At 44.1% G+C, this 20,988-nt stretch carries 28 protein-coding genes and 1 pseudogene; all 29 read left to right on the top strand.

The window, feature by feature from the left end:
- The first annotated feature begins 15 nt into the window (after nucleotides 1-15).
- The 29 genes and pseudogenes from D6856_RS15430 (at nucleotide 16) to D6856_RS13125 (ending at nucleotide 20,983) form a co-directional block, all read left to right on the top strand.
- Entirely contained in the window at nucleotides 16-144 is a 129-nt protein-coding gene (locus tag D6856_RS15430; protein WP_256372427.1) for a hypothetical protein, read from the top strand.
- Nucleotides 145-153: 9 nt separating this feature from the next.
- A complete protein-coding gene (locus D6856_RS12990; RefSeq protein WP_120687250.1) occupies nucleotides 154-420 on the top strand; it encodes a hypothetical protein in 267 nt (88 codons plus the stop codon).
- A 22-nt stretch (nucleotides 421-442) separates the two neighbouring features.
- Nucleotides 443-807 (top strand): annotated as a pseudogene (locus tag D6856_RS15520) (ACT domain-containing protein).
- A gap of 190 nt (nucleotides 808-997) precedes the next feature.
- A complete protein-coding gene (locus D6856_RS13000; RefSeq protein ID WP_120687251.1) occupies nucleotides 998-1,357 on the top strand; it encodes a hypothetical protein in 360 nt (119 codons plus the stop codon).
- 71 nt (nucleotides 1,358-1,428) lie between these two features.
- On the top strand, nucleotides 1,429-1,929 hold the full coding sequence (locus D6856_RS13005) for a GNAT family N-acetyltransferase (RefSeq protein ID WP_120687252.1): 501 nt from the start codon (nucleotides 1,429-1,431) through the stop codon (nucleotides 1,927-1,929).
- 17 nt (nucleotides 1,930-1,946) lie between these two features.
- Complete coding sequence (locus D6856_RS13010; protein ID WP_120687253.1) at nucleotides 1,947-2,522, top strand: chromate transporter; 576 nt, start codon at nucleotides 1,947-1,949, stop codon at nucleotides 2,520-2,522.
- Nucleotides 2,519-3,079: a chromate transporter gene (locus D6856_RS13015; RefSeq protein ID WP_120687254.1), complete on the top strand. Its 561-nt coding sequence runs from the start codon at nucleotides 2,519-2,521 to the stop codon at nucleotides 3,077-3,079. Before D6856_RS13010 ends, D6856_RS13015 begins: the two co-directional genes overlap by 4 nt.
- A 15-nt stretch (nucleotides 3,080-3,094) precedes the next feature.
- Nucleotides 3,095-3,364, top strand: coding sequence for a helix-turn-helix domain-containing protein (locus D6856_RS13020; protein WP_120657030.1), 270 nt, complete (start codon nucleotides 3,095-3,097; stop codon nucleotides 3,362-3,364).
- A 36-nt stretch (nucleotides 3,365-3,400) separates the two neighbouring features.
- Nucleotides 3,401-3,622 (top strand): hypothetical protein, encoded by a 222-nt coding sequence (locus D6856_RS13025; protein WP_199704164.1) that lies wholly within the window; start codon nucleotides 3,401-3,403, stop codon nucleotides 3,620-3,622.
- 15 nt (nucleotides 3,623-3,637) lie between these two features.
- Entirely contained in the window at nucleotides 3,638-3,835 is a 198-nt protein-coding gene (locus D6856_RS13030; RefSeq protein ID WP_120657028.1) for a hypothetical protein, read from the top strand.
- Nucleotides 3,836-3,964: 129 nt separating this feature from the next.
- Complete coding sequence (locus tag D6856_RS13035) at nucleotides 3,965-4,483, top strand: GNAT family N-acetyltransferase (protein ID WP_158588670.1); 519 nt, start codon at nucleotides 3,965-3,967, stop codon at nucleotides 4,481-4,483.
- 36 nt (nucleotides 4,484-4,519) lie between these two features.
- A complete protein-coding gene (locus D6856_RS13040; RefSeq protein WP_120687255.1) occupies nucleotides 4,520-5,413 on the top strand; it encodes a DUF4261 domain-containing protein in 894 nt (297 codons plus the stop codon).
- 57 nt (nucleotides 5,414-5,470) lie between these two features.
- Nucleotides 5,471-5,950, top strand: coding sequence for an HIT family protein (locus D6856_RS13045; RefSeq protein ID WP_120657024.1), 480 nt, complete (start codon nucleotides 5,471-5,473; stop codon nucleotides 5,948-5,950).
- Nucleotides 5,951-6,403, top strand: coding sequence for a GNAT family N-acetyltransferase (locus tag D6856_RS13050; protein ID WP_120687256.1), 453 nt, complete (start codon nucleotides 5,951-5,953; stop codon nucleotides 6,401-6,403).
- A gap of 38 nt (nucleotides 6,404-6,441) precedes the next feature.
- Nucleotides 6,442-7,314, top strand: a complete 873-nt coding sequence (locus tag D6856_RS13055) for an SMP-30/gluconolactonase/LRE family protein (RefSeq protein WP_158588949.1) — start codon at nucleotides 6,442-6,444, stop codon at nucleotides 7,312-7,314.
- Nucleotides 7,315-7,486: 172 nt separating this feature from the next.
- Entirely contained in the window at nucleotides 7,487-9,916 is a 2,430-nt protein-coding gene (locus D6856_RS13060) for a hypothetical protein (RefSeq protein ID WP_120687258.1), read from the top strand.
- A 175-nt stretch (nucleotides 9,917-10,091) separates the two neighbouring features.
- Nucleotides 10,092-10,475 (top strand): VOC family protein, encoded by a 384-nt coding sequence (locus D6856_RS13065; RefSeq protein WP_092250126.1) that lies wholly within the window; start codon nucleotides 10,092-10,094, stop codon nucleotides 10,473-10,475.
- 20 nt (nucleotides 10,476-10,495) lie between these two features.
- Nucleotides 10,496-10,999 (top strand): GNAT family N-acetyltransferase, encoded by a 504-nt coding sequence (locus D6856_RS13070; protein ID WP_120687294.1) that lies wholly within the window; start codon nucleotides 10,496-10,498, stop codon nucleotides 10,997-10,999.
- Nucleotides 11,000-11,009: 10 nt separating this feature from the next.
- Nucleotides 11,010-11,657, top strand: coding sequence for an HAD family hydrolase (locus D6856_RS13075; RefSeq protein ID WP_120687259.1), 648 nt, complete (start codon nucleotides 11,010-11,012; stop codon nucleotides 11,655-11,657).
- Nucleotides 11,658-11,719: 62 nt separating this feature from the next.
- Nucleotides 11,720-12,418: a histidine phosphatase family protein gene (locus tag D6856_RS13080; protein ID WP_120687260.1), complete on the top strand. Its 699-nt coding sequence runs from the start codon at nucleotides 11,720-11,722 to the stop codon at nucleotides 12,416-12,418.
- A gap of 14 nt (nucleotides 12,419-12,432) precedes the next feature.
- Nucleotides 12,433-12,735: a Dabb family protein gene (locus D6856_RS13085; RefSeq protein ID WP_120657019.1), complete on the top strand. Its 303-nt coding sequence runs from the start codon at nucleotides 12,433-12,435 to the stop codon at nucleotides 12,733-12,735.
- Nucleotides 12,736-12,737: 2 nt separating this feature from the next.
- The gene (locus D6856_RS13090) at nucleotides 12,738-13,511 is read left to right on the top strand and encodes a lysophospholipid acyltransferase family protein (RefSeq protein ID WP_120687261.1); all 774 of its coding nucleotides are present in this window, start codon (nucleotides 12,738-12,740) and stop codon (nucleotides 13,509-13,511) included.
- Nucleotides 13,512-13,599: 88 nt separating this feature from the next.
- Complete coding sequence (locus D6856_RS13095; protein ID WP_120687262.1) at nucleotides 13,600-14,277, top strand: hypothetical protein; 678 nt, start codon at nucleotides 13,600-13,602, stop codon at nucleotides 14,275-14,277.
- Complete coding sequence (locus D6856_RS13100; protein ID WP_158588950.1) at nucleotides 14,255-15,112, top strand: 2-oxo acid dehydrogenase subunit E2; 858 nt, start codon at nucleotides 14,255-14,257, stop codon at nucleotides 15,110-15,112. The genes D6856_RS13095 and D6856_RS13100 overlap by 23 nt, the downstream gene beginning before the upstream one ends.
- A gap of 159 nt (nucleotides 15,113-15,271) precedes the next feature.
- Nucleotides 15,272-15,853, top strand: coding sequence for a glycerol-3-phosphate responsive antiterminator (locus D6856_RS13105; protein WP_120687295.1), 582 nt, complete (start codon nucleotides 15,272-15,274; stop codon nucleotides 15,851-15,853).
- 87 nt (nucleotides 15,854-15,940) lie between these two features.
- Complete coding sequence (glpK, locus tag D6856_RS13110) at nucleotides 15,941-17,443, top strand: glycerol kinase GlpK (RefSeq protein ID WP_120687264.1); 1,503 nt, start codon at nucleotides 15,941-15,943, stop codon at nucleotides 17,441-17,443.
- 2 nt (nucleotides 17,444-17,445) lie between these two features.
- Nucleotides 17,446-18,153, top strand: a complete 708-nt coding sequence (locus tag D6856_RS13115) for an MIP/aquaporin family protein (RefSeq protein ID WP_092250149.1) — start codon at nucleotides 17,446-17,448, stop codon at nucleotides 18,151-18,153.
- A gap of 14 nt (nucleotides 18,154-18,167) precedes the next feature.
- Nucleotides 18,168-19,658 (top strand): NAD(P)/FAD-dependent oxidoreductase, encoded by a 1,491-nt coding sequence (locus tag D6856_RS13120; protein WP_120687265.1) that lies wholly within the window; start codon nucleotides 18,168-18,170, stop codon nucleotides 19,656-19,658.
- Complete coding sequence (locus D6856_RS13125) at nucleotides 19,655-20,983, top strand: NAD(P)/FAD-dependent oxidoreductase (protein ID WP_120687266.1); 1,329 nt, start codon at nucleotides 19,655-19,657, stop codon at nucleotides 20,981-20,983. The genes D6856_RS13120 and D6856_RS13125 overlap by 4 nt, the downstream gene beginning before the upstream one ends.
- Nucleotides 20,984-20,988 lie beyond the last annotated feature (5 nt).

The raw sequence follows: 20,988 nt of genomic DNA on the forward strand, positions 1-20,988 counted from the left end.
GTGGAGGTTTTACAGATGACGAATGAAGAATTAAGAAGCAGCATAGTTAAAGTGTTGGAAGAGATGAAGAATAAGGCTCATGACATGGGCATAAAGGGTGTAGCTGTTGCATCTGTGCTTAACAAGGGAGAATCTGTAGATTGAATCGGTGAAATGAAAGTAGTGGATACTCCGTTCAACTTCAATGAGGGTTGGAATCTTGTTGGCATCGCGTGGTCAAAATGTGCGGAAGCAATGGCTACAGAAGCAGACAGCGGTAATCCCGACCATAAAGCGATACTTGGTGAATTCGGTTTCGTAGGCGGGGCTTATGAAGAATACAAAGGTTATAAGATGTCTTTTGCATTCAGCGGAGCTCTTTCCGAGGAGGACCTCGAAGTAGCAAAGTATGGAATTGAAAAGATGAAACAGGAACTGTAAAACACAATTTGAAAGGGTAAAAATGGAACTGAAGAAGATTGAGTATAAGCTGTCCGTTTGTAAAGTGGCAGATATTTCGGATATAGATCTGAATGCGGAATTCTTTTTTTTAGGAAAGACAGATGAAGAGCTTTCACTTGTTTGTAGAACGGAAGACGCACCAATAAAGACGATAGAACGTGATGATGGATGGAGAGGATTTCGTATCCAAGGAATCCTTGATTTTCATTGATCGGAATCTTATCTAAATTGTCCGGTATACTCGCAGAACACAAAATTGGAATCTTCGCTGTTTCAACCTATAACACAGATTATATTCTTGTGAAAGAAGAGAACTATGAACGTGCGCTGGAAGTATTGGCTTCTGAAGGATATAAAGTGATATAAGATCCGGTTACCTTCTGTGCTAGAATCATGTTTGTGCTCGCATCTGAGTAAATAATTCTAAGTTACATCTATTTTTTCACGGCTTTCGCCATCAGATTCCTAAGAAGTAACTAAAAGTAATTATGACAATCCTGAGTTAGATCTTATTGTTAAAGTCATAAATATCAACGAAGGCCATAATAAAGAGCTTATGGAGGATTGTAAAACCCTCAAAGAGTATTCCATTTTTGTATCAAAAGTGCGAAAATGTATAAAAGAAGCTAAAGAACGAAACAAAGAAATGAACGATATTATCGACATGAATGACATTACTCAGAAAGAAGTTGTTAGCTCGGCAATATCAAGAGCAATCGATGAATGTATTTCTGAGGACATTCTTAAAGATTTCTTGCTTGAGAACAAAGAGGAGGTCATTGAGATGGGTGTTTTAGGATATAGTGCTGAGAGACATCTTCAGGTCATACAGGAAGAGAGTTATGAGGATGGCGTTAAGGCCGGCTATGATAAAGGCTATGGTGATGAATATATAGCATCAAAAAACAAAAACTAAAAAAGTAGAAAGAGACTTTTTAAAGTAAATTCTTTGAAAAGCCTCTTTTTCTGTATTTGTATGAGGAAGATATGAACATTGAATACCGACCCGGAACCAAGCAGGATTTAGATGATATTTATATTTTGATACAGCAGGCCATCGCTGAGATGGAGAAACATGGTATTTTCCAGTGGGATAACATCTATCCCGGACGGGAAGATTTTGAAAAAGATATTGATAATCACACGCTTTATTTGGCGTATAAGGAAAACACTTTGGCCGCTATGTATGTCATTAGTGGAGAATGCGATGATCAATACGAAAACGGACAATGGAAATACGATGAAAAAAGCGCATATATACTCCATAGATTTTGCGTTTCTCCGGCGTTTCAGAATCAAGGGATAGGAAAAGCCGTGTTGCAGCATATTGAGGAACAGATTAAAGGAATGGGATATGAATCCGTCAGACTGGATACCTTTACGGAGAATCCCTTTGCCAATAAACTGTACTTACATAATGGCTATGAACCCAGAGGATATGCAAACTGGCGCAAAGGTAAATTTGTTCTGATGGAGAAAAAACTGTAAAACAAGGAGGAATTGTTTTGCCTATATTATTGGATTTATTTTTTACCTTTGCCAAGATAGGAATGTTTACTTTTGGCGGAGGATACGCAATGATTTCTCTTATTGAGAATACATGCGTTGAAAATAAAAAATGGATCACACATGATGAAATGATGACACTGACAGTGATAGCAGAATCTACACCGGGACCTATCGCGATTAATTGCGCAACTTATGTTGGGTACAAGAAAGGGAAAATACCCGGAGCAATAGCGTCAACACTTGGGATGGTGTTACCTTCTTTTATAATTATTTATTTGATATCGAGATTCCTAAATCATTTTCTGGAGATAACATGGGTGGCAAATGCTTTTAAGGGAATCAAGATAGCGGTGGGAATTCTTATTGTTGATGCGGCTGTTAAGATGCTAAAAAAGATGAAGAAAAAGCCGATGCAGATTGCAATGGTATGTCTTTCAGCGGCTTCAATGATGATCATAAGCCTATATAAATTAAATATTTCTTCGATGGTACTGATGCTTGCAGCTGCATTTATCGGAATCATTGTATTTGTAATCAATAATATGATGGAAGGGGAGCGTGCAAAGAAATGATTTATTTGGATCTTTTTATAGGCTTCCTGGAGGTTGGCTTCTTTTCTTTTGGAGGAGCATATGCTGCCATACCTCTTATTAAGGATGTAGTTACGGCTCATAATTGGCTTGATGAAGAAATGCTAACGTATATGATCGCTATAAGTGAAAGTACGCCCGGACCGATCATGGTGAATATGGCCACCTATGTTGGAAGTGAAAAAGGTGGCTTGATAGGAGCGGCAATAGCTACCGCGGCTGTTGTGCTTCCGGCTTTTTTTATTATTTTACTTATCATGGTTGCTATGAATAAGTTCCTTAAGAACCGATATGTCAAAGCTGCCCTAAGTGGATTGAAGCCATGTATCATGGGAATCATTTTAGTGACAGGTGTGCTCATGATCTTAAAGAACTGCGGATTATTGTTTAATGGTAGAGCAGATATTCTTACAATTGTATTGACTTGTTCTATTGCATTTATATATTTTGGATCAAGGCTGGTAATGAAGAAAGGGATGAACCCTATTATGCTGATTTGCTTGTCTGCATTTGTGGGTATTGTGGTGTATGCTTTTTGAATAATAGGTGTTGATATGGAATTGGATGTATTTGCTAAAATGATATCAGAAAAGAGAAATGCCTTGGGATTATCCATGGCGGATGTTTCTGAAAAAACAGGCATTGCTGTTGATCTTTTGGAAAAATATGAAGCCGGGATACAAAAACCTAAAGCCAGAGACCTAAAGAGCCTTGGAAAAGCTCTGGATATTCCGCCCGTGATACTTATGCACGGCCCATGTACAGCGCATTATAGCAACATTGACGAGAATGGCCACAAAATATCGAAATGGAAAAAGTATTAAAGAGATCCGTAGCCTATGGAGGTCGTGCAAATGGAGATGAAGTCTATTCTGATCAAGGATACAACAAAAGAAGAGCGGGAGCAGATAGTAAAGAGCTCGCTTGATTGTGGCGGAGGATGTGAGAATTGCTCATCGTGCTGGCTTGGCGGCGGAAATCCCTGGGATATTTATCAGGATTATATTGACGGCAAGAAAGAGATCCGCGAGATAAATATGGAATACATGGAAAAATACCGTCAGGACAGGCAGATCCATTGAGGAGATTTTGATATTATGGTAAATGCACCCGAGATACAAGATTCTACAACTGAAGAACGCAGAGCTTATATAAAAGAGAAATTCCCCTGTATTGCGGATTGTGATATGTGCGGGCTTTGCAAAGTTTTTCGCGGAAAAGACGCTGAGACGGCCTATGCTGATTATATTAGCGGAAGTAGGTCGTTTATAGATGTGTCGGCTGACTATAGGTGAGATAATGATCATAAAACCTATAGGCTTCGATAGATATGCGTATTCAAATGATGGGCCCAAAGAGCATAATATAAGGATTGAAATGGGAAAGAGAATATAATGGATTCTAGCTTGCGGTGGAGAGACAAGATGATAAAAACTGAGCGACTGTTGATCAGACGAGTTGAAGCAGGGGATTGGCGTGCAATACAAAAGATATGGCTGGATGAAGCAGGTTCACAATATGCGCAATACGATAACATAAAGGAACTTGACGATAGGTCAGTATCTGACAGAATAGCCGTATGGGCGAAGGAAGCTAAGGCAAACGATCATATCTTTTTTGCTATCTTATTAGATAAAGATATTATTGGCTATATTTCATTGAATCGAAGCGAGGATTCTTATGAAATTGGCTATTGTTTTCATTCAAAGTATCATGGAAAAGGTTATGCAAAAGAGAGTATCTCGGCAGTGCTTCCCTTTCTAAAAAGCATCGGCGTATCTAGGGTTACTGCCGGAACGGCAATAAATAATATACCGTCGATAAGATTGCTTAATTCACTTGGCTTTAAACAGATAGGAACGGAAAAAGTTTCTTTTTATAAAGATTCTAATGGAAATGATATATTTTTTGATGGTGGAGTATTTGAATTGAAGTTATTATGAAATAAGCTTATAAAAGGGATAAAGGAGTAAGATTATATGGGATTATTTAGAAAAAACGAAAAAGTTTTGAGGCAGGATCTGAATCAGAAAGGTGATCACCCGGGGATGGTTTTCATGATCCATCTGCTTATGGAAGATAAGTGTGATATTCCGGAAAAAGAGTTTATGACTGGAATCATGCAGAAGCATTTTGGGGAAGTAAATTGCTTTTTACACAGCGATGAAATGGCGGGATTTTTACCCATGAAGTACTCGGTGCATTTTGAAAAAGACAATGCTGATGTTCCGCCTCAATTAATGATCATGAAATGCATAGATATAGAGCAGCCACTGCTGGATGATATAGCTAAAAGTCAGCTGTGGGATTGCCAAGATTCCGAACAGATTTTGAACACATGCAAATATCAAGTCATAGCCACGGATATGCTTGCAGCGGGATTGGATTATAAAGAACGCGCTGAAATGATTGTAGACTATGTAGAAGCATTGGTAGAAATGTTTCCTACATGCAAAGCAGTTCTTTTCGAAAACTCAAAGAAGATGTATACGAGAGAAGCGATTCTGAATTGTTCAATTCCGAAAGAATCAAAATTCATATATTATGCCGTAAATGTGAGATTCTTTAACATTGAAGGCAGTGAGGATATGCTGGTAGACACTTTGGGAATGAGCATACTCTTTTTGCCGGATCTCCAATATCATTTCCACGGGATGGATCCAAACTCAGTCGTGAATCATGCTTACAATATGCTCTCTTATATTTTTGACAATGATAATCCGATAAAATCGGGCGATAACATTGATGGAATCAAGGATGGCAAAATGAGCCAAGAGATTCAATGGAAAGTTCAGTACGAGGATGCATTGATCCAGCCTGTAAGACCGGTTATTGATATAAATATGGGAGAATTTGCTTCAGGGAGTCGATAATGGCCCCCCCCCTAGGTACGGCAGCAGTCCATTTTACCGGGAGGAGATTGAATTATTATGTGTTTTGTTTGCGACAGAATTAAACAGACCAAGGAAGGTAATAACCCATATTTCGTAAAAGAACTTGAGACAGGGTATGTGGTTATTGGGGATTATCAGCATTTTGAGGGATATACGCTCTTCTTATATAAAGATCATGTGGTTGAATTATACGACCTTGATCCGGTGGTCAGAGTCAAACATTTAGAGGAAATGACATTAGTGGCTAAAGCAGTCGCAAATGCATTTAATGCCGAAAAGATGAACTACGAGTGCCTTGGTAATGGGGAAGGCGGCGCACATATTCATTGGCACTTGTTCCCGCGAAGAAGCGGCGATATTGAGTCATATGGTACAGCCGGCAGGGGCCCTGTCTGGATGTATCCAAAAGAAAAAATGTACGCAGAGGAAAACCGCCCAACAAAGGAAGAACTTGAGAAATTGAAAGAAAAGCTCCTTGTTGAGCTTAATAAAGTATTCGGAGGACAAAACAGTTAAATGGTAATAGAAACAGAGCGCCTTAAGATCCGCATCGCATCAGATGACGAGATGAGAGGCATTATTGATAAGCAGACTGATGAGGAGATGATAAAAGCATTTAGTGAGATGCTGCAGGAATGTCTTGATCATCCGGAACAAAGGCAATGGTATGCGACCTGGATGATAGAGCAAAAAGACGGAACGCATATCGGTGATCTTTGCTTTAAAGGACTGAATCCCGATGGCTCGGTTGAAATCGGCTATGGGATTAATGAGGAAAAGCAAGGCCGTGGATACGCTACTGAAGCGACAGCCGCAGCCACAGCATGGGCTTTGAGGCAGCCGGGAGTCTCCCGCGTAGACGCAGAGACAGATCCTGATAACAAAAAGTCTCAAAGAGTTCTTGAAAAATGCGGTTTTGTTCCGTCAGGGATAATGGGCGAAGAAGGACCAAGGTTTTATAAAGAATGAGGATATAGGAGATTATTTGTTTAGAAAAGAGGCATATTTTGAGCGAATTATTTAAAGTAGAAGCAGTCGGAAGTGAAAAATACACACTCGGGGAAGGACCGTACTACGATCCGAGGTATAAGAGGCTGTCTTGGGTGGATATCGTCGGCAGAAAGCTTTTGTTTTTAAAGGATGGTAAAAAAGAGTCTGTAGATCTGCCACAGCAGGTAGGTGCAGCGATACCTCTTGCGGGCTCGGACGGTTTTGCGCTTGCTATGGAAGACGGTATTTACTTATATAAAGACGGAAAAATAGATCTTTTTTTGGACCTAAAGAACGTATTTAAGGATTACTGGCGCTCCAATGATGCCAAGGCAGACGCCAAGGGACGCCTTTGGTTTGGCGCATCGGTTGGCGATGATGACCATGAGGCGGAAGGAAATCTCTACCTATACAATAACGGAAAGCTTGATATCAAGGTTGCAGACACTAAGATTTCCAACGGAATGGCGTGGAGTGCCGATAAAAAGAAGTTTTTCTTTTCCGATTCTCTTAAATATGCTGTTTTTGTCTATGATTACGACGAAGAGAGCGGCAGTATAAGCGGCGGAAAGGTTCTTTTTAATGTTGAAGACGGTATTCCGGACGGTCTTACGATTGATTCCGAGGATAATCTCTGGGTAGCTTTCTGGGGCGGCAGCAGGATAGAAAAAAGAAGCGGTGAGACAGGAGAGCTTCTTAAATCGATCCCGATACCTGCCAAACAGGTTACATCCTGTTGTTTTGGCGACGAAGATATGAAAACTTTGTACATAACAACGGCCGGAATCGGACTTGAAGGTGATCTTGACGGCTTTTTGTTCAAGATGAGGACCGACGTAGAGGGTGTGAAACCGGACTACTCTTGGTTTGAGCTCTTTTGCCTAAAATAAATATAATAACCATCGGACTTTAGAGATTTACATCTCCTGAAACACGCATGTTCAGTGAGGTGTAAATTTTTTTGCGTTTTATGGTTAAGTTATCCAAAAAAGTGCCCGATAAAAAATGTGGAATCGAGAAGAAAATAAAACAAGCCACAGAATGACTTGGAGGGTTAAAAAATTGAGAAAAAACACACTTTTGAAAGTAGTCACAATCGTACTTGCTGCAATGATCGCAGTAATCAGTGTACCTGCAAATGTTTGGGCCATGGATGGCGACGCTTTTGAAAATGTTCAGGAAGATAGAAGCGAGGAAGAGTATCAGGAGGATACAAACGAGGAAACAGCAGAAGAGACAACAGAAGAGACATACAGCGAAGCAGTAGAAGAGGCTGCAGAGGCTGAAGACGCAGCAGAGGAAGCAGTTGATACAGCAGAGGAAGCTTGCGAAGCAGTTGAGTCAATCGTTGACGGAAACGAAGAGGCAGGATTCGAGGCAGCATCTGCTGAGGACGGCGGAGCAGTAGCTCAGGAGAGCGTTGAGACATTTGTTGAAGCAGTTGAGAATAGCAACGTAGCAGAGACTGTAAACGAGGCAGCAGTTGATCTTCAGGCAGCTAAGAGAGAGCTTGTAGTTGCAAGCGAGGCTGACAAGGAAGCAGATGTTAAGGCAGTAGAGACTGTAGCGAACGTAGTAGCTGCTCAGTACATCGCTGACAGCGCAGCAGAGACAGTTGCTGAGGCTAAGGTTGAGGCAGAGGATCTTATAGAGACAATCACAAATGCTGATGCAGACGCAGAGCAGGTAAGCGAGGCATTTGATAAGCTTGATAAGCTTACAGACGATACAAAAGAAGAAGTTGAGATTAAGAGAGTAGCTTTCGAGGCTCTTTGCGACAAGTTCGAGCAGGCAAAAAGAGAGCTCTCAGGCGCTCAGAGAGTATATGATGAGACAGTTAAGGCTCTTAAGAGCGATGACAGCAACGTAAAAAAAGCAGCAGAGAAGCTTGAAGAGGCTAAGAAGAACGTAGAGACTCTTTCAGAGGCTTGCGACAACGCAAAGGAAGCTCTTGAGAAGGAGCAGGCTGCAGTAAAAGATATCAATAAAAAGAAAGAGATTTCTGACGTAAATAAAGACTGGAAGACACAGGATAAGCTCATGGAGAGCATTATCAGCGGATATATCATCCCTAACATGGTAGATAAGGACGCAACAAACTTCACATACACAGATATGCTCAGAGGTTTTGACCGTCAGAACAGCTCATATTGCAGAGTTACATACACAGATAAGGACGGAAACACAGTAGTTCGTTATTTCAACATCGACAGAACAGACAGACAGTTCAAGGCAAACGATCAGTGGTACAAGCTCGGAAGCTCAAGAGAGATCGTAATTTACGAGAAGCCCTTAGAGGATATCACATCTTCTGAGTACCAGAAGCAGCACTTCGGAAACAAGAGCGTAACATCACAGTTCAAGGCAGATGTTAACTCCGGTAAGTATGATGTATATTCATTCGATTATGCAGACGGAACAAACGAGTTCAAGTGCATCGATGAGATCCAGGAAGCAGTTAAGAACAAAGAGATGACAGTAGTTGACGGCGTTTACTACCTTAACGGCGTAGCAGGACGCAAGATCGTACAGACAACAAGCGGAAACGCAAAAGGAATCAGAGTTTCAACAAAGGATGACGAAGGTCTTCAGGAGTTCATCGCAAACGCTTCAAAGCTCGTAGAGAAGTATGAGAAGTATGGCGAGACAATCGCTGATACACAGGATAAGATCGACGAGGCAGCTGATAAGGTTGAGGCTTTAGAGGATGCTATCGAAGCTATCGACGAGAACGAAGACAGAATCGCAAAGGTTGTTACAAAAGACTTTGTTGCAGGTCTTAGAACATATATTGACGAGCAGGATATCGACAGAATCGTTAATGCAGAGTCAATTGAGGAAGCTATCAAGATTCTTGATGAGATCCTTGCAGGAGCTAAAAAAGATTTCGATATCGCTACAGCTAAGCTCGATGAGCTCGTAGAAAAGCGCGATGAGATCGGAAGACAGCTTGAGGAGAAGACAGGAGTTTCTTACGCAGAGGAAGTAACTGAGGAAGTTATCGTTGCAGAGGTTGAGGCTCAGACAGAGACTTTGGCAGCATCTGATGACGCTAAGACAGAGGAAAATGATGCAGCTCAGGCAGTTGCAGTAAATGCAGTGGCAGCAGTATCACCTAATGCAATGATCACAGAAGTTGCAGCAAACAGACAGGTTACAGAAGAAAACGGACAGGTTGTTACAGCACCTCAGGGAGCTGTTCTCGGAGCAAGAGTTAACAAGACTACAGAAGCAGGAGCAAAAGAGATTCAGGCTATCACACCTGCTGAGTATGAAATGATCTTAAGCCAGATCCTCGGAGCAAAGAGAAATGCTATGACTGATCGCACAGAGAAGTTCGAAGCAAACAATGCATCTGTTGTTGACATCGAAGTTGAGGAAGACGCAGAGCCCGTTGCAAAGCTTCCTGTAATCAGCGGAATGGGTGACTGGATGTGGATTATCCTCGCATTCTTCGGAATGTTGGGAAAGATCAGCCCTTTATTCTTCTAATTCATTTAATATAATTATTATAGGCGAGTCCTTCGGGGCTCGTCTTTTTTTGCTATATCCTGAGGCTTTTTTGGATGATTACAAGCGTTATTTAGATAGCAAATAACAGGTGGCGGGTGTATCATTGTTTTATGGCAATTTAGCCGGAATACATGCATTTTAGGAGGACGACATGATGAAGATTGAACACATTGCAATGTATGTTAATGAACTTGAGAAGACACGCGACTTTTTCGTGAAATACCTGGGAGGAAAGTCCAATGACGGTTACCACAATCCTAATACGGACTTTCGCTCCTTCTTTATTTCTTTTGACGACGGAGCAAGGATCGAGCTTATGAATAAGCCCGGGCTCGTAGATGCCGACAAACCGCTTACAAGAACCGGCTATATTCACATCGCTTTTTCAGTAGGGTCAAAAGAAAAGGTGGATGAGCTTACCGAAAGCCTCAAAAACGCAGGCTTCGAAGTTGTAAGCGGCCCCAGAACCACCGGCGACGGCTATTATGAGAGCTGCATTGTAGGGATTGAAGGAAATCAGATAGAGATAACAATCTGATGAGAGAGCGAGATAGATTGATGAGAATTTGTAAGGCTGACAAGGAAGACTTGAATGAGATATTGCAGCTGCAATACCTTGCGTATCAGAGCGAGGCGGCGCTGTTTGGGACAAAAGATATTCCGCCGCTTAAGCAGACACTTGAAGAAGTGGAGGCTGAGTATGACGCCGGAGTGATCCTGAAGATGATCTCGGATGAGGGCGCAAATTGCGATGGCGAAGCGGATGGAGCGTCTGCCTCGACCGAGGGCGCGAGGATTATCGGATCGGTTCGCGGTAGGGAAGAAAGCGGCACGGTCTATATCGGCAAGCTTATGGTTCATCCCGATTTCAGAGGCCGTGGGCTCGGAACAGCTCTTTTGACCGCTATTGAGGAATTGTTCCCCGGAAAAAGGCTTGAGCTCTTCACTTCGACGCGAAGCGTTGACAATATCCGCCTGTACGAGAAGAATGGCTACAAGATATTTGATCGAAAAGATATTGATGATGAGCTGACTTTCGTATATTTGGAGAAAGGGTTATGATATTAGTTATATGAGCAACATAAACACAGTAATTTTCGATATGGACGGCACGGTTCTGAATACGCTGGACGACCTGACGACGTCCGTTAACTACGTAATGGACAAGTTTGGGTTTCCGAATCGCACGGTGGAAGAGTACAGACGTGCATTTGGAAACGGAATCAGGCGTGCGATTGAATTAAATGTTCCGGAGGGCACTTCCAAGGAAACGATTGATGAGATGCTCCCTGTTTTCAAGCAGCACTACGATAAGCACTGTCTCGACAAGACAAGGCCCTACGACGGGATCCTAGAGCTTATGAAAGAGCTGAAAAAGCGCGGCTACAAGATGGCTATCGTTTCCAATAAGATAGATTCCGCGGTAAAAGAGCTTAATAAAAAGTTCTTTTCAGAGGCAATTGACGTGGCAATAGGAGAAAGACCCGGTATAAACAGAAAACCCGCGCCCGACTCGGTTATCGAGGCGCTAAAGGAGCTTGGAAGCACCAAGGAAGAAGCAATTTACATCGGCGATTCCGAAGTCGATTTCCAAACAGCCGTAAACTCGGGACTTCCTTGCATCTCAGTACTTTGGGGCTTTAGAGACAAGGACTACCTTGAAGAGATCGGCGCGGACGTGTTCGCAACAACACCGGCGGACGTACTGGAGCTACTGTAGAAGAGAAACGGACACGGGGAACGGGAAATCAGCTTATTTGATATTAACAACAGGAGAATGGTATGCGACTTATATTTATCAGACACGGGGAGCCGAACTATGAAAAGGATATCCTTACACAGACCGGCAGAGAGCAGGCGCAGAGCACTGCAAAAAGACTTCAAGGAGAGGATATAAAGGCAATATATGCTTCTCCGATGGGCCGAGCCAAAGAGACGGCTTCATACACAGCCAAGGCTCATGGCCTTGATGTTAAGACACTGGATTTCATGCACGAGATCAACTGGGGCGACAAAGACGGAAACAGCGATAAGCTTCCGTACGACGGTCATCCTTGGACGCTCGCTTACAGAGTGCTTACAGACAGCCCGGAATATGTGGGAAAAGACAATTGGACTGAGCACCACTTTTTCAAAGACAATATCTGCATGGAGTACTATGAAAAAGTTTCCGAGGCTTTTGATAAGTTCCTTGAAAGCTACGGCCTTTACAGAAAGAACGGACTCTACGAGTGCCGAGAGCACAACGATGATACGATAGCTCTTTTTGCTCACGGAGGCTCAGGTGCGGTTATGTTCTCGCATGTGCTGAATCTTCCGTTTCCGTTTGTGCTTACTTCGATTCCCTACGGAGTCTGCTCCGTATCGATCATTAACTTTGAAGAGCAGGAAGGCAGGATCGCGATTCCGAGGCTTGAATTGTTCAATGACATGGGACATATCGAGTCATTTAAACAAGAGAAACTTCACTTTAAGAAGTAAAAAGGAGAAAAAACATGGTAAAGCACGTAATTTTATGGTCACTTAAGGATGAATTTTCAGCTGAGGAAAAAGCTAAGATCAAGGCTGAGATCAAGGAAGGACTTGAATCGCTTAAGGGCAAGGTTCCGGGACTTCTTGAGATCAAGGTCAACACCAACGGACTCGCATCTTCAAATGTAGATCTAATGCTTGATTCCACGCTTGAGAGTGAGGAGGCACTTAAAGCCTACGCCGTTCACCCCGAGCATGTAAAGGTTGCCGACGAGAAGGTAAGACCATTTACAAAAGCAAGAAACTGCCTGGACTACGAGATTTGATCATGAAATACTCAGATACAATCATCGATAACCATATAAAAAATACGCACCCGCTGTTTCGCGTGGTGCGTTATCTTGTCTGGCTTTTTACGCCTAAATTCGAGGTGATTGGAAAAGAGAACCTGCCTGAGGGCGCGGCTGTCCTTGTCGGAAATCACTCGCAGATGTTCGGGCCCGTTGCGGCGGAGTTGTACTGTCCCGGCAAGCACTACACCTGGTGCATCTCCGATATGATGGAAAAAGACAAGGTGGCCGAGTACGCTTACAAGGATTTCTGGTCAAAAAAGCCTGCGGCTGTGCGACCTTTTTATAAGCTGTTGGCACATCTTATTCCGGCGCTTTCTCAGCTTATTTTCACAAATGCCGACACCATTCCCGTTTACAGGGATAGGCGTCTTATGAAGACTTTTCAGCTTTCAAGCGAAAAACTCTCCGAGGGAGCCAAGGTTGTGATCTTCCCCGAGGAGTACGAAGAGTACAACAACATTGTTCATCACTTCCAAAGAGGCTTCATACACACGGCCAAGTATTACTACAGACAGAGCGGGGAGGCAATTCCGTTTGTTCCGGTATATATCTGCCCGGAGCTTAAGAAGTTTGTGATCGGTAAAGCAATCTCTTTTGACCCTGATAATAAAACTGACGAAGAGGCAGACAGAATCTGTAATTATCTGCAGGATGCCATCTCTGAGCTTGCATATTCGCTTCCAAGGCACCGTGTCACTCCATATCCCAATGTTTCGAAAAAAGATTATCCATTTAATGAAAAAATGTAGTAGTATATATACGCTTATATTTTGAAAATCAAAAAGAGTATCTCAAAAGAAGAATTCAATATTTAGAAAGAGCCTTTGAATTTTTGTAATGAGAAAACCCGTAGTTGATTACACCAAACTTAGACCAAGCAATATAACAAGCCCGCAGTACAAGCACCTTTTACTGCTTCTTGGATGGGTCTTTTACCTTACGATGTACTTTATCACAGAGAATCTTATCCCTGAAGATAAGTGCCATGTGATCCATAGCATCGTCGACGATATCATCCCTTTTAACGAGTACTTTGCAATATTTTACGTATCATGGTACCTGTTCCTTGCAGGCTCGCTGTTATATTTTCTTTTATATGATATAAAAAGCTTTGTCCACGCGCAGAAGCTGATCGTGGGGATGCAGATTGTTGCGATGGCGACATACGTGTTCTGGCCTTCGGTTCAGTATTTAAGACCGGATCACTTTGAACGCAGCAATGTATTTACCTATATCATGGGGATTATCTATAAGGCCGACACGCCAACGGGAGTGTGTCCGTCGCTCCATGTGGGATATACTCTCGCAGCGCTTTCTGCTTGGATCTGCCGCAAAGAGACAGCTCTTTTGAAAAAAGTTCTCATCGGGGTATGGTCCTTTTTGATCTGTATTTCGGTATGCTTTGTTAAGCAGCATTCGTTCACGGATGTGTGGGCCGCTGTCGTGATGTATATCTTTTTGATGATTATTTTTTATGTGGAGGGAAAAAGACGTGGGAAAAAGAAGATGGGGTGACCGCGTAGACGGCACACTTATCAGGGATATCGACGCGATGCATTATGTAATGCCGCTGATGTATCCAAATAGATGCGACAACGAGGCATTTATGTCGATGACTGTCGATATAGCGGGGACCGAGGAGTATATCCGTAAGTTCAACGCTGAGCATCCCGAAGCAAGGATTTCTATCTTTGATCTTGTGATCGCCGCGATGCTTAAGACGATACGCTTAAGACCTCAGATGAACCGTTTTATCGCCAATAAGAACGTTTATCAGAGAAACAATATAACAGCTGCTTTTACGGTCAAAAAAGAGTTCCGTGACGACGGAGATGAGACTCTCGCAAGAGTTGTTGCGGAAGATGGCGATACACTCGCGGACATCAGTGCCAAGGTAAGATCGCAGATTTCTTTTTGTAAAAAAGAGGATGATGAATCTACAGATGCCATGAATGTGATAAAAAAGATTCCGTTCAAGCACCTTATAGGACTTGTTGCAAGATTTCTTGACAGACACGGATGGATGCCGCAGTCCGTTATCGCGACGGATCCGTACCAGTGCTCGGTTGTACTTTCAAATCTTGGTTCCATCGGTATGAACATCGGTTATCATCATCTGATGAACTGGGGAACAACGTCTATCTTTGTTATCGTAGGTACCAAGAAGTTCAAACCCAGCTATGATGCGCAGGGGAATGTCACGATGAAGAAAGTTATCGATCTTTCTTTTACCATAGACGAGAGAATCTCAGACGGCTTCTACTACGGAAAATCCATGAAGCTTCTTAAAAAGCTTTTGGAAAATCCCGAGCTGATGGAAGGGAAGCTTTCGGAAGAAGTTAGGTTATAAATTTTTAATAATACTATTGCAATATGCATAAGAGAATGGTATTATAAATATAGTCGTTTGGACAAATTGACCAATAATATCCTTGGAGAAAAGAGCAAGGGGACAGATGAGGGAGAACCTCATGTTTCTAATCATGCTCTTTTTTTGTTGGTAAAATACATGAAAAACCGTGAATTTATTAACAAAATTGAACTTAATCCTATAATAGCTGCCGTGAAAAACGACGAAGGTCTTAAAGCGGCGCTTGGCGAAGATGTGGAGATCATATTTGTGCTCTACGGTGATATTTGCAGCATAAGCCGCATCGTAAAAGAGATAAAAGCTGCGGACAAGGTTGCAATGGTGCACGTTGATCTCATTACGGGGCTTAATAATTCAAAGGACGTCTGCCTTGATTTCATCAAGAACAATACCGAAGCGGACGGCATCATAACGACTAAGAGCAATCTTATCTCGCACGCCAAAGAATTGGGACTTAGTACCGTGCTTAGGTACTTTATATTGGACAGCCTTGCACTTCAGAATATAGAGAAGCAGGCAAGAGCACAGGGAGTAAAGCCCGATGTAATAGAGTTTTTACCGGGCATCGTGCTTCAGAAGATGATAAGGAGGATAAACAAGGTCAGCAGAGTTCCCGTGATCGCGGGCGGTCTTATAGCAGACAAGGAAGATGTCATGAATGCCCTTGAAGGTGGGGCAATCGCTATTTCAACAACGAACGAATCTGTATGGGGACTTTAACGTAAGATACTTGACACTCGGAAAATTAAGGCGAGGAGCGCTTTAATGGATACATTTCTTATTTCTTACTTAAAAGGAGGGAAAAGTATGGCGAAATACGTAATGGCGTTGGATGCGGGTACAACCAGTAACAGATGTATCCTGTTTAACGAGAAGGGGGAAATGTGCAGCGTGGCGCAGAAGGAGTTTACGCAGTACTTTCCGCAGCCCGGCTGGGTTGAGCATGATGCCAACGAGATCTGGCAGACACAGCTGTCTGTAGCACGTCAGGCAATGCAGAAGGTGGGAGCAACCTATGAAGACATTGCCGCTATCGGAATCACCAATCAGCGTGAGACCGTTATCGTATGGGACAGAAAGACGGGACAACCCGTGTTCCATGCTATCGTGTGGCAGTGCCGCAGAACCGCGGATTATGCACAGGGAAAGATGAAGGAAGATCCCGGCATAGTTAAGAAGTTCCAGGAAAAGACAGGTCTTAAATTCGATCCTTATTTCTCGGGAACCAAGATCCGCTGGATCCTTGAAAACGTTGACGGTGTAAGAGAACGTGCGGAAAAAGGAGAACTGTGCTTTGGAACCGTTGATTCATGGCTTATCTTCAAGCTCACAAAGGGCAAGGTTCATGTAACGGATTATTCCAATGCATCGAGAACTCTTTTGTTCAACATAAACACACTTGAATGGGATGATGAGCTTTGCAATATCCTCGAAGTTCCGAAGTCTATGCTTCCCGAGGTTAAGCCCTCGAGCTGTGTATACGGTGAGACCGATCCCGAGTTCTTCGGCGGCCCCATCAAGATCGCAGGAGCAGCGGGCGACCAGCAGGCAGCTCTTTTCGGACAGACTTGCTTTACAGAAGGCGAAGCAAAGAATACATACGGAACAGGCTGCTTCATGCTTATGAATACAGGAGAGAAACCCATCTTTTCAAATAACGACCTTCTTACCACTATTGCCTGGGGACTGGACGGTAAGGTCGAGTACGCTCTTGAAGGCTCTGTATTCGTTGCAGGCGCTGCAATTCAGTGGCTTAGAGATGAGCTTAAGATAGTTGATTCATCACCCGATTCCGAGTATTTTGCAACTCAGGTTAGCGATACCAACGGCTGCTACGTAGTTCCGGCATTTACCGGACTTGGCGCTCCGTATTGGGATCCTTACGCAAGAGGAGCAATTACGGGACTTACAAGAGGTGTAAACAAATACCACATCATAAGAGCAACACTTGAGTCGCTCGCATTCCAGACCTATGATGTTCTTCATGCCATGGAGCTTGATACCGGCAAGAAGATTACATCACTTAAGGTTGACGGAGGCGCTTCCAAGAACAACTTCCTTATGCAGTTCCAGTCGGATATCCTTGATACCAAGGTCCTTCGTCCCAGCTGCGTAGAGACAACCGCCATGGGCGCATCCTATCTGGCAGGTCTCGCTGTCGGATACTGGAAGAGCAAAGAGGACGTTATCAGAAACTGGTCGATCGACAAAGAGTTTACCTCACAGATCGATTCGGCTAAGAGGGAAAGTGAACTTAAGGGATGGCATCAGGCAGTTAATTCGACCCTTGGATGGGCAAAGGAGGATTAGGTATGTTAGTTTACATTGCTGAGTTTATCGGAACTATGTTTTTGGTACTGTTGGGTGATGGTGTTTGTGCAACGGTTAGTCTTAATAAATCAGGTTTTAAGGGCGCAGGCTCTACACATATCCTTATGGGATGGGGCACAGCGGTTCTTCTTCCCGCTTATGCATTCGGCGCAACATCGGGAGCACACTTTAATCCCGCCGTTACCATAGGCGCCGCTGTAAGAGGAGCTTTTGACTGGGCACTTGTTCCCGGATATATAATCGCGCAGATGCTTGGGGGCTTCTGCGGAGCGGTTCTTGTTTATATCCTTTATAAAGAACATTTTGACGCTACCGAAGATCTTGCGACCAAGAGAGGAGTTTTCTGTACATCGGCTTCTATCAAGAATCAGGTGCTCAATTTCCTTTCTGAGTTCGTTGCAACCTTCTGCCTGGTATTTTTCCTTGCGGCAATTCCCGGAAACGCAGCAGACAGCGCAGTTTCATGGGGACTTGTATATGCGGTTATCGTAGCTTGCGGTGCTTCCTTCGGAGGACTTACAGGATACGCTATGAACGCAGCAAGAGATACAGCTACACGTATTGCTTACATGGTACTTCCCATTAAGGGAGAAAAAGACGCTGATTGGAGCTATGGATGGATTCCTGCGGTAGCACCCATCTGCGGTGGTATCTGCGCATCCCTTCTTTACATGGCACTATTTGGCTGATAAAGGAGATGCTTATGTACGATGTGATAGTGATAGGCGCCGGAGTTACCGGTTCCGCAGTTGCAAGGGAACTGTCGAGATATGACATAAGTACCTGCGTTTTGGAAAAATGTGAAGATGTATGCGAGGGAACATCCAAAGCCAATTCTGCAATCGTACATGCAGGCTTTGATGCTGCCGAAGGAACACTTATGGCAAAGCTCAACGTCCGCGGAAACGAGATGATGGATGAGCTTTGCCGAGACCTTGATATTCCGTTCAAAAGAAACGGTTCAATGGTCGTATGTATCCACAAAGAGGCGCTGGATGGCCTAAAAGAGCTGTATGACAGAGGAATAAAAAACGGCGTCAAAGGTCTTAAGATCTTAAGCCGAGAGGAAGCATTGGAGATGGAGCCCAATCTTTCCGAAAACGTGCAGGGCGCTCTTTATGCGCCGACCGGCGGAATCATCTGCCCGTTCGAGCTTAATATCGCCATGGCGGAGAACGCCTTTGAAAACAGTGTGGATTTTAAATTCAATACCGAGGTAAAAGATATTAAGAAGGGCGAAGATGATCTTTGGCACCTTCAGACAAACAGCGGCGAGTACACTGCAAGATATGTTGTAAACGCAGCGGGCGTCTACGCAGACGTGATCCACAACATGGTAAGTGCTGATAAGATAAAGATCACGCCCAGAAGAGGTGATTATTGTCTTCTTGATAAGCAGGTCGGAGGGCATGTAAGTCACACTATTTTCCCCCAGCCTACTAATCTCGGAAAAGGAGTACTTGTATCACCTACCGTGCACGGCAATCTGATCGTGGGTCCGACTGCGATCGATATTGATGACAAGGAAGGAACCAACACTACTGCGGAAGGGATAGACGATCTTATTTCCAAGGCGGGAAACCATATTCGTAATCTTCCTATCAGAAATGTCATCACCTCTTTTGCGGGGCTTCGTGCACACGAAGAGCACCACGACTTTATCATCGGTGAAGTATCCGATGCGCCTTGCTTTATAGACTGCGCGGGAATCGAGTCCCCCGGACTTACCGCAAGTCCCGCTATCGGCGAGATGGTCGGAAACTTGTTAAAAGAGAAGATGGCTCTTAAGGAAAAAGAAAATTATAAAGCCACAAGAAAAGGCATTGTCAGGACAGAAGGCCTTTCTGTGGCACAGATGAACGATCTTATCAAAAAGAATCCCGCATACGGCAATATCATATGCAGATGCGAGATGATAACGGAAGGCGAGATACTTGACGCTATCCACAGACCGCTTGGAGCAAAGAGTCTTGACGGCGTGAAGCGAAGAACCAGAGCGGGCATGGGAAGATGTCAGGCAGGCTTCTGTTCACCAAGAACGATGGAGATCATAAACAGAGAACTCGGAATTCCTTATGAAGAGATAACAAAGTGCGGCGGCGAATCCGTGATCGTACCCACCAGGACCAAAGAAGGAAGCGGTAACAGTGCAGCTTCCTTAGAAGGTACAAGAGGGGAGGTGACCGGCGCATGAAAAATTACGACATTGTAATTGTAGGCGGCGGCCCCGCAGGTCTTGCGGCGGCCGTATCAGCCAAGAAAGCGGGATGTGATTCCATCCTTATTCTCGAAAGAGATACCGAGCTTGGAGGAATCCTCAATCAGTGCATACACAACGGTTTCGGACTTCACACCTTCAAGGAGGAGCTCACAGGCCCCGAGTATGCATACAGATTTATCAAGCAGGTTCTTGATCTCGGAATAGAGTATAAGCTCGGAACCATGGTAATGGACATCGCTCCCGATAAGACCGTGACAGCGATGAACAGGGAAGACGGAATGTTCACTATCCCTGCCAAGGCAGTCATTCTTGCGATGGGCTGCAGAGAAAGACCCAGAGGTGCGCTCAATATCCCGGGTTACAGGCCTGCAGGTATATTCTCTGCGGGAACGGCTCAGAGACTTGTTAACATCGAAGGCTACATGCCCGGCAAAGAAGTCGTTATCCTGGGCTCAGGTGATATCGGACTTATCATGGCAAGACGTATGACGTTTGAAGGCGCCAAGGTTAAGGTTGTGGCAGAGCTCATGCCTTATTCCGGCGGACTTAAGCGTAACATCGTTCAGTGTCTTGATGACTATGGAATCCCGCTTAAGCTCTCACACACGGTGGTTGATATCGAGGGAAAAGAGCATGTGACGGCGGTTACCATCGCGGAAGTAGGCCCTGACAGAAAACCGATTCCCGGAACCGAAGAAAGATATACCTGCGATACACTTCTTCTTTCCTGCGGACTTATCCCCGAGAATGAGCTTTCACGCTCGGCAGGCGTGGAGATGAATCCCGTCACAAGCGGTCCCATCGTAAATGAATCGCTCGAGACCAATATTCCCGGAGTGTTTGCCTGCGGAAATGTACTTCACGTTCATGACCTTGTTGACTACGTTTCCGAGGAAGCGGGAAGAGCAGGTGAAAACGCAGCCAAGTATGTGAAAGCTGCCGGTGATAGCAGCGCGCAGGGCCCGGCGGGAACCTCGGCGAATGCAGGCGCGGGCGCAAGCGCAGCCAAGGACGGATCTGCGCACATCATCTCGCTCGTAGCTACAAACGGCGCGCGATATACCGTTCCGAGCACGATAAACGTAGATCGCATGAGCGACCTCCTTACGGTCAGGTTCAGAGTCGGCGACGTATACAAGAACTCTTTTGTAAGTGTCTACTTCGACGATGAGAGAGTGATGCACAATCAAAAGAGGATCATGTCTCCCGGCGAGATGGAGCAGATCATTCTTCGTAAGAGCCAGCTTTCGGAGCGACCGCAGTTAAAGACTATAACCGTCAAGATAGAGAATGAGTAAAGGAG

Origin of the sequence: Butyrivibrio sp. XB500-5, from assembly GCF_003625505.1 — a bacterium.
Classification (GTDB): domain Bacteria; phylum Bacillota; class Clostridia; order Lachnospirales; family Lachnospiraceae; genus Butyrivibrio.

What these genes read in the sequence shown, in the direction of transcription:
- D6856_RS13095 (WP_120687262.1), top strand. Translation starts at nt 13,600, where the DNA reads ATGAGAAAACCCGTAGTTGATTACACCAAACTTAGACCAAGCAATATA.
- D6856_RS13115 (WP_092250149.1), top strand. Translation starts at nt 17,446, where the DNA reads ATGTTAGTTTACATTGCTGAGTTTATCGGAACTATGTTTTTGGTACTG.
- D6856_RS13070 (WP_120687294.1), top strand. Translation starts at nt 10,496, where the DNA reads ATGAGAATTTGTAAGGCTGACAAGGAAGACTTGAATGAGATATTGCAG.
- D6856_RS13030 (WP_120657028.1), top strand. Translation starts at nt 3,638, where the DNA reads ATGGTAAATGCACCCGAGATACAAGATTCTACAACTGAAGAACGCAGA.
- D6856_RS15430 (WP_256372427.1), top strand. Translation starts at nt 16, where the DNA reads ATGACGAATGAAGAATTAAGAAGCAGCATAGTTAAAGTGTTGGAAGAG.
- D6856_RS13120 (WP_120687265.1), top strand. Translation starts at nt 18,168, where the DNA reads ATGTACGATGTGATAGTGATAGGCGCCGGAGTTACCGGTTCCGCAGTT.
- D6856_RS13050 (WP_120687256.1), top strand. Translation starts at nt 5,951, where the DNA reads ATGGTAATAGAAACAGAGCGCCTTAAGATCCGCATCGCATCAGATGAC.
- D6856_RS13085 (WP_120657019.1), top strand. Translation starts at nt 12,433, where the DNA reads ATGGTAAAGCACGTAATTTTATGGTCACTTAAGGATGAATTTTCAGCT.
- D6856_RS13020 (WP_120657030.1), top strand. Translation starts at nt 3,095, where the DNA reads ATGGAATTGGATGTATTTGCTAAAATGATATCAGAAAAGAGAAATGCC.
- D6856_RS13045 (WP_120657024.1), top strand. Translation starts at nt 5,471, where the DNA reads ATGTGTTTTGTTTGCGACAGAATTAAACAGACCAAGGAAGGTAATAAC.
- D6856_RS13090 (WP_120687261.1), top strand. Translation starts at nt 12,738, where the DNA reads ATGAAATACTCAGATACAATCATCGATAACCATATAAAAAATACGCAC.
- D6856_RS13040 (WP_120687255.1), top strand. Translation starts at nt 4,520, where the DNA reads ATGGGATTATTTAGAAAAAACGAAAAAGTTTTGAGGCAGGATCTGAAT.
- D6856_RS12990 (WP_120687250.1), top strand. Translation starts at nt 154, where the DNA reads ATGAAAGTAGTGGATACTCCGTTCAACTTCAATGAGGGTTGGAATCTT.
- D6856_RS13125 (WP_120687266.1), top strand. Translation starts at nt 19,655, where the DNA reads ATGAAAAATTACGACATTGTAATTGTAGGCGGCGGCCCCGCAGGTCTT.
- D6856_RS13005 (WP_120687252.1), top strand. Translation starts at nt 1,429, where the DNA reads ATGAACATTGAATACCGACCCGGAACCAAGCAGGATTTAGATGATATT.
- D6856_RS13015 (WP_120687254.1), top strand. Translation starts at nt 2,519, where the DNA reads ATGATTTATTTGGATCTTTTTATAGGCTTCCTGGAGGTTGGCTTCTTT.
- D6856_RS13000 (WP_120687251.1), top strand. Translation starts at nt 998, where the DNA reads ATGGAGGATTGTAAAACCCTCAAAGAGTATTCCATTTTTGTATCAAAA.
- D6856_RS13105 (WP_120687295.1), top strand. Translation starts at nt 15,272, where the DNA reads ATGAAAAACCGTGAATTTATTAACAAAATTGAACTTAATCCTATAATA.
- D6856_RS13065 (WP_092250126.1), top strand. Translation starts at nt 10,092, where the DNA reads ATGAAGATTGAACACATTGCAATGTATGTTAATGAACTTGAGAAGACA.
- D6856_RS13075 (WP_120687259.1), top strand. Translation starts at nt 11,010, where the DNA reads ATGAGCAACATAAACACAGTAATTTTCGATATGGACGGCACGGTTCTG.
- D6856_RS13025 (WP_199704164.1), top strand. Translation starts at nt 3,401, where the DNA reads ATGAAGTCTATTCTGATCAAGGATACAACAAAAGAAGAGCGGGAGCAG.
- D6856_RS13035 (WP_158588670.1), top strand. Translation starts at nt 3,965, where the DNA reads ATGATAAAAACTGAGCGACTGTTGATCAGACGAGTTGAAGCAGGGGAT.
- glpK (WP_120687264.1), top strand. Translation starts at nt 15,941, where the DNA reads ATGGCGAAATACGTAATGGCGTTGGATGCGGGTACAACCAGTAACAGA.
- D6856_RS13080 (WP_120687260.1), top strand. Translation starts at nt 11,720, where the DNA reads ATGCGACTTATATTTATCAGACACGGGGAGCCGAACTATGAAAAGGAT.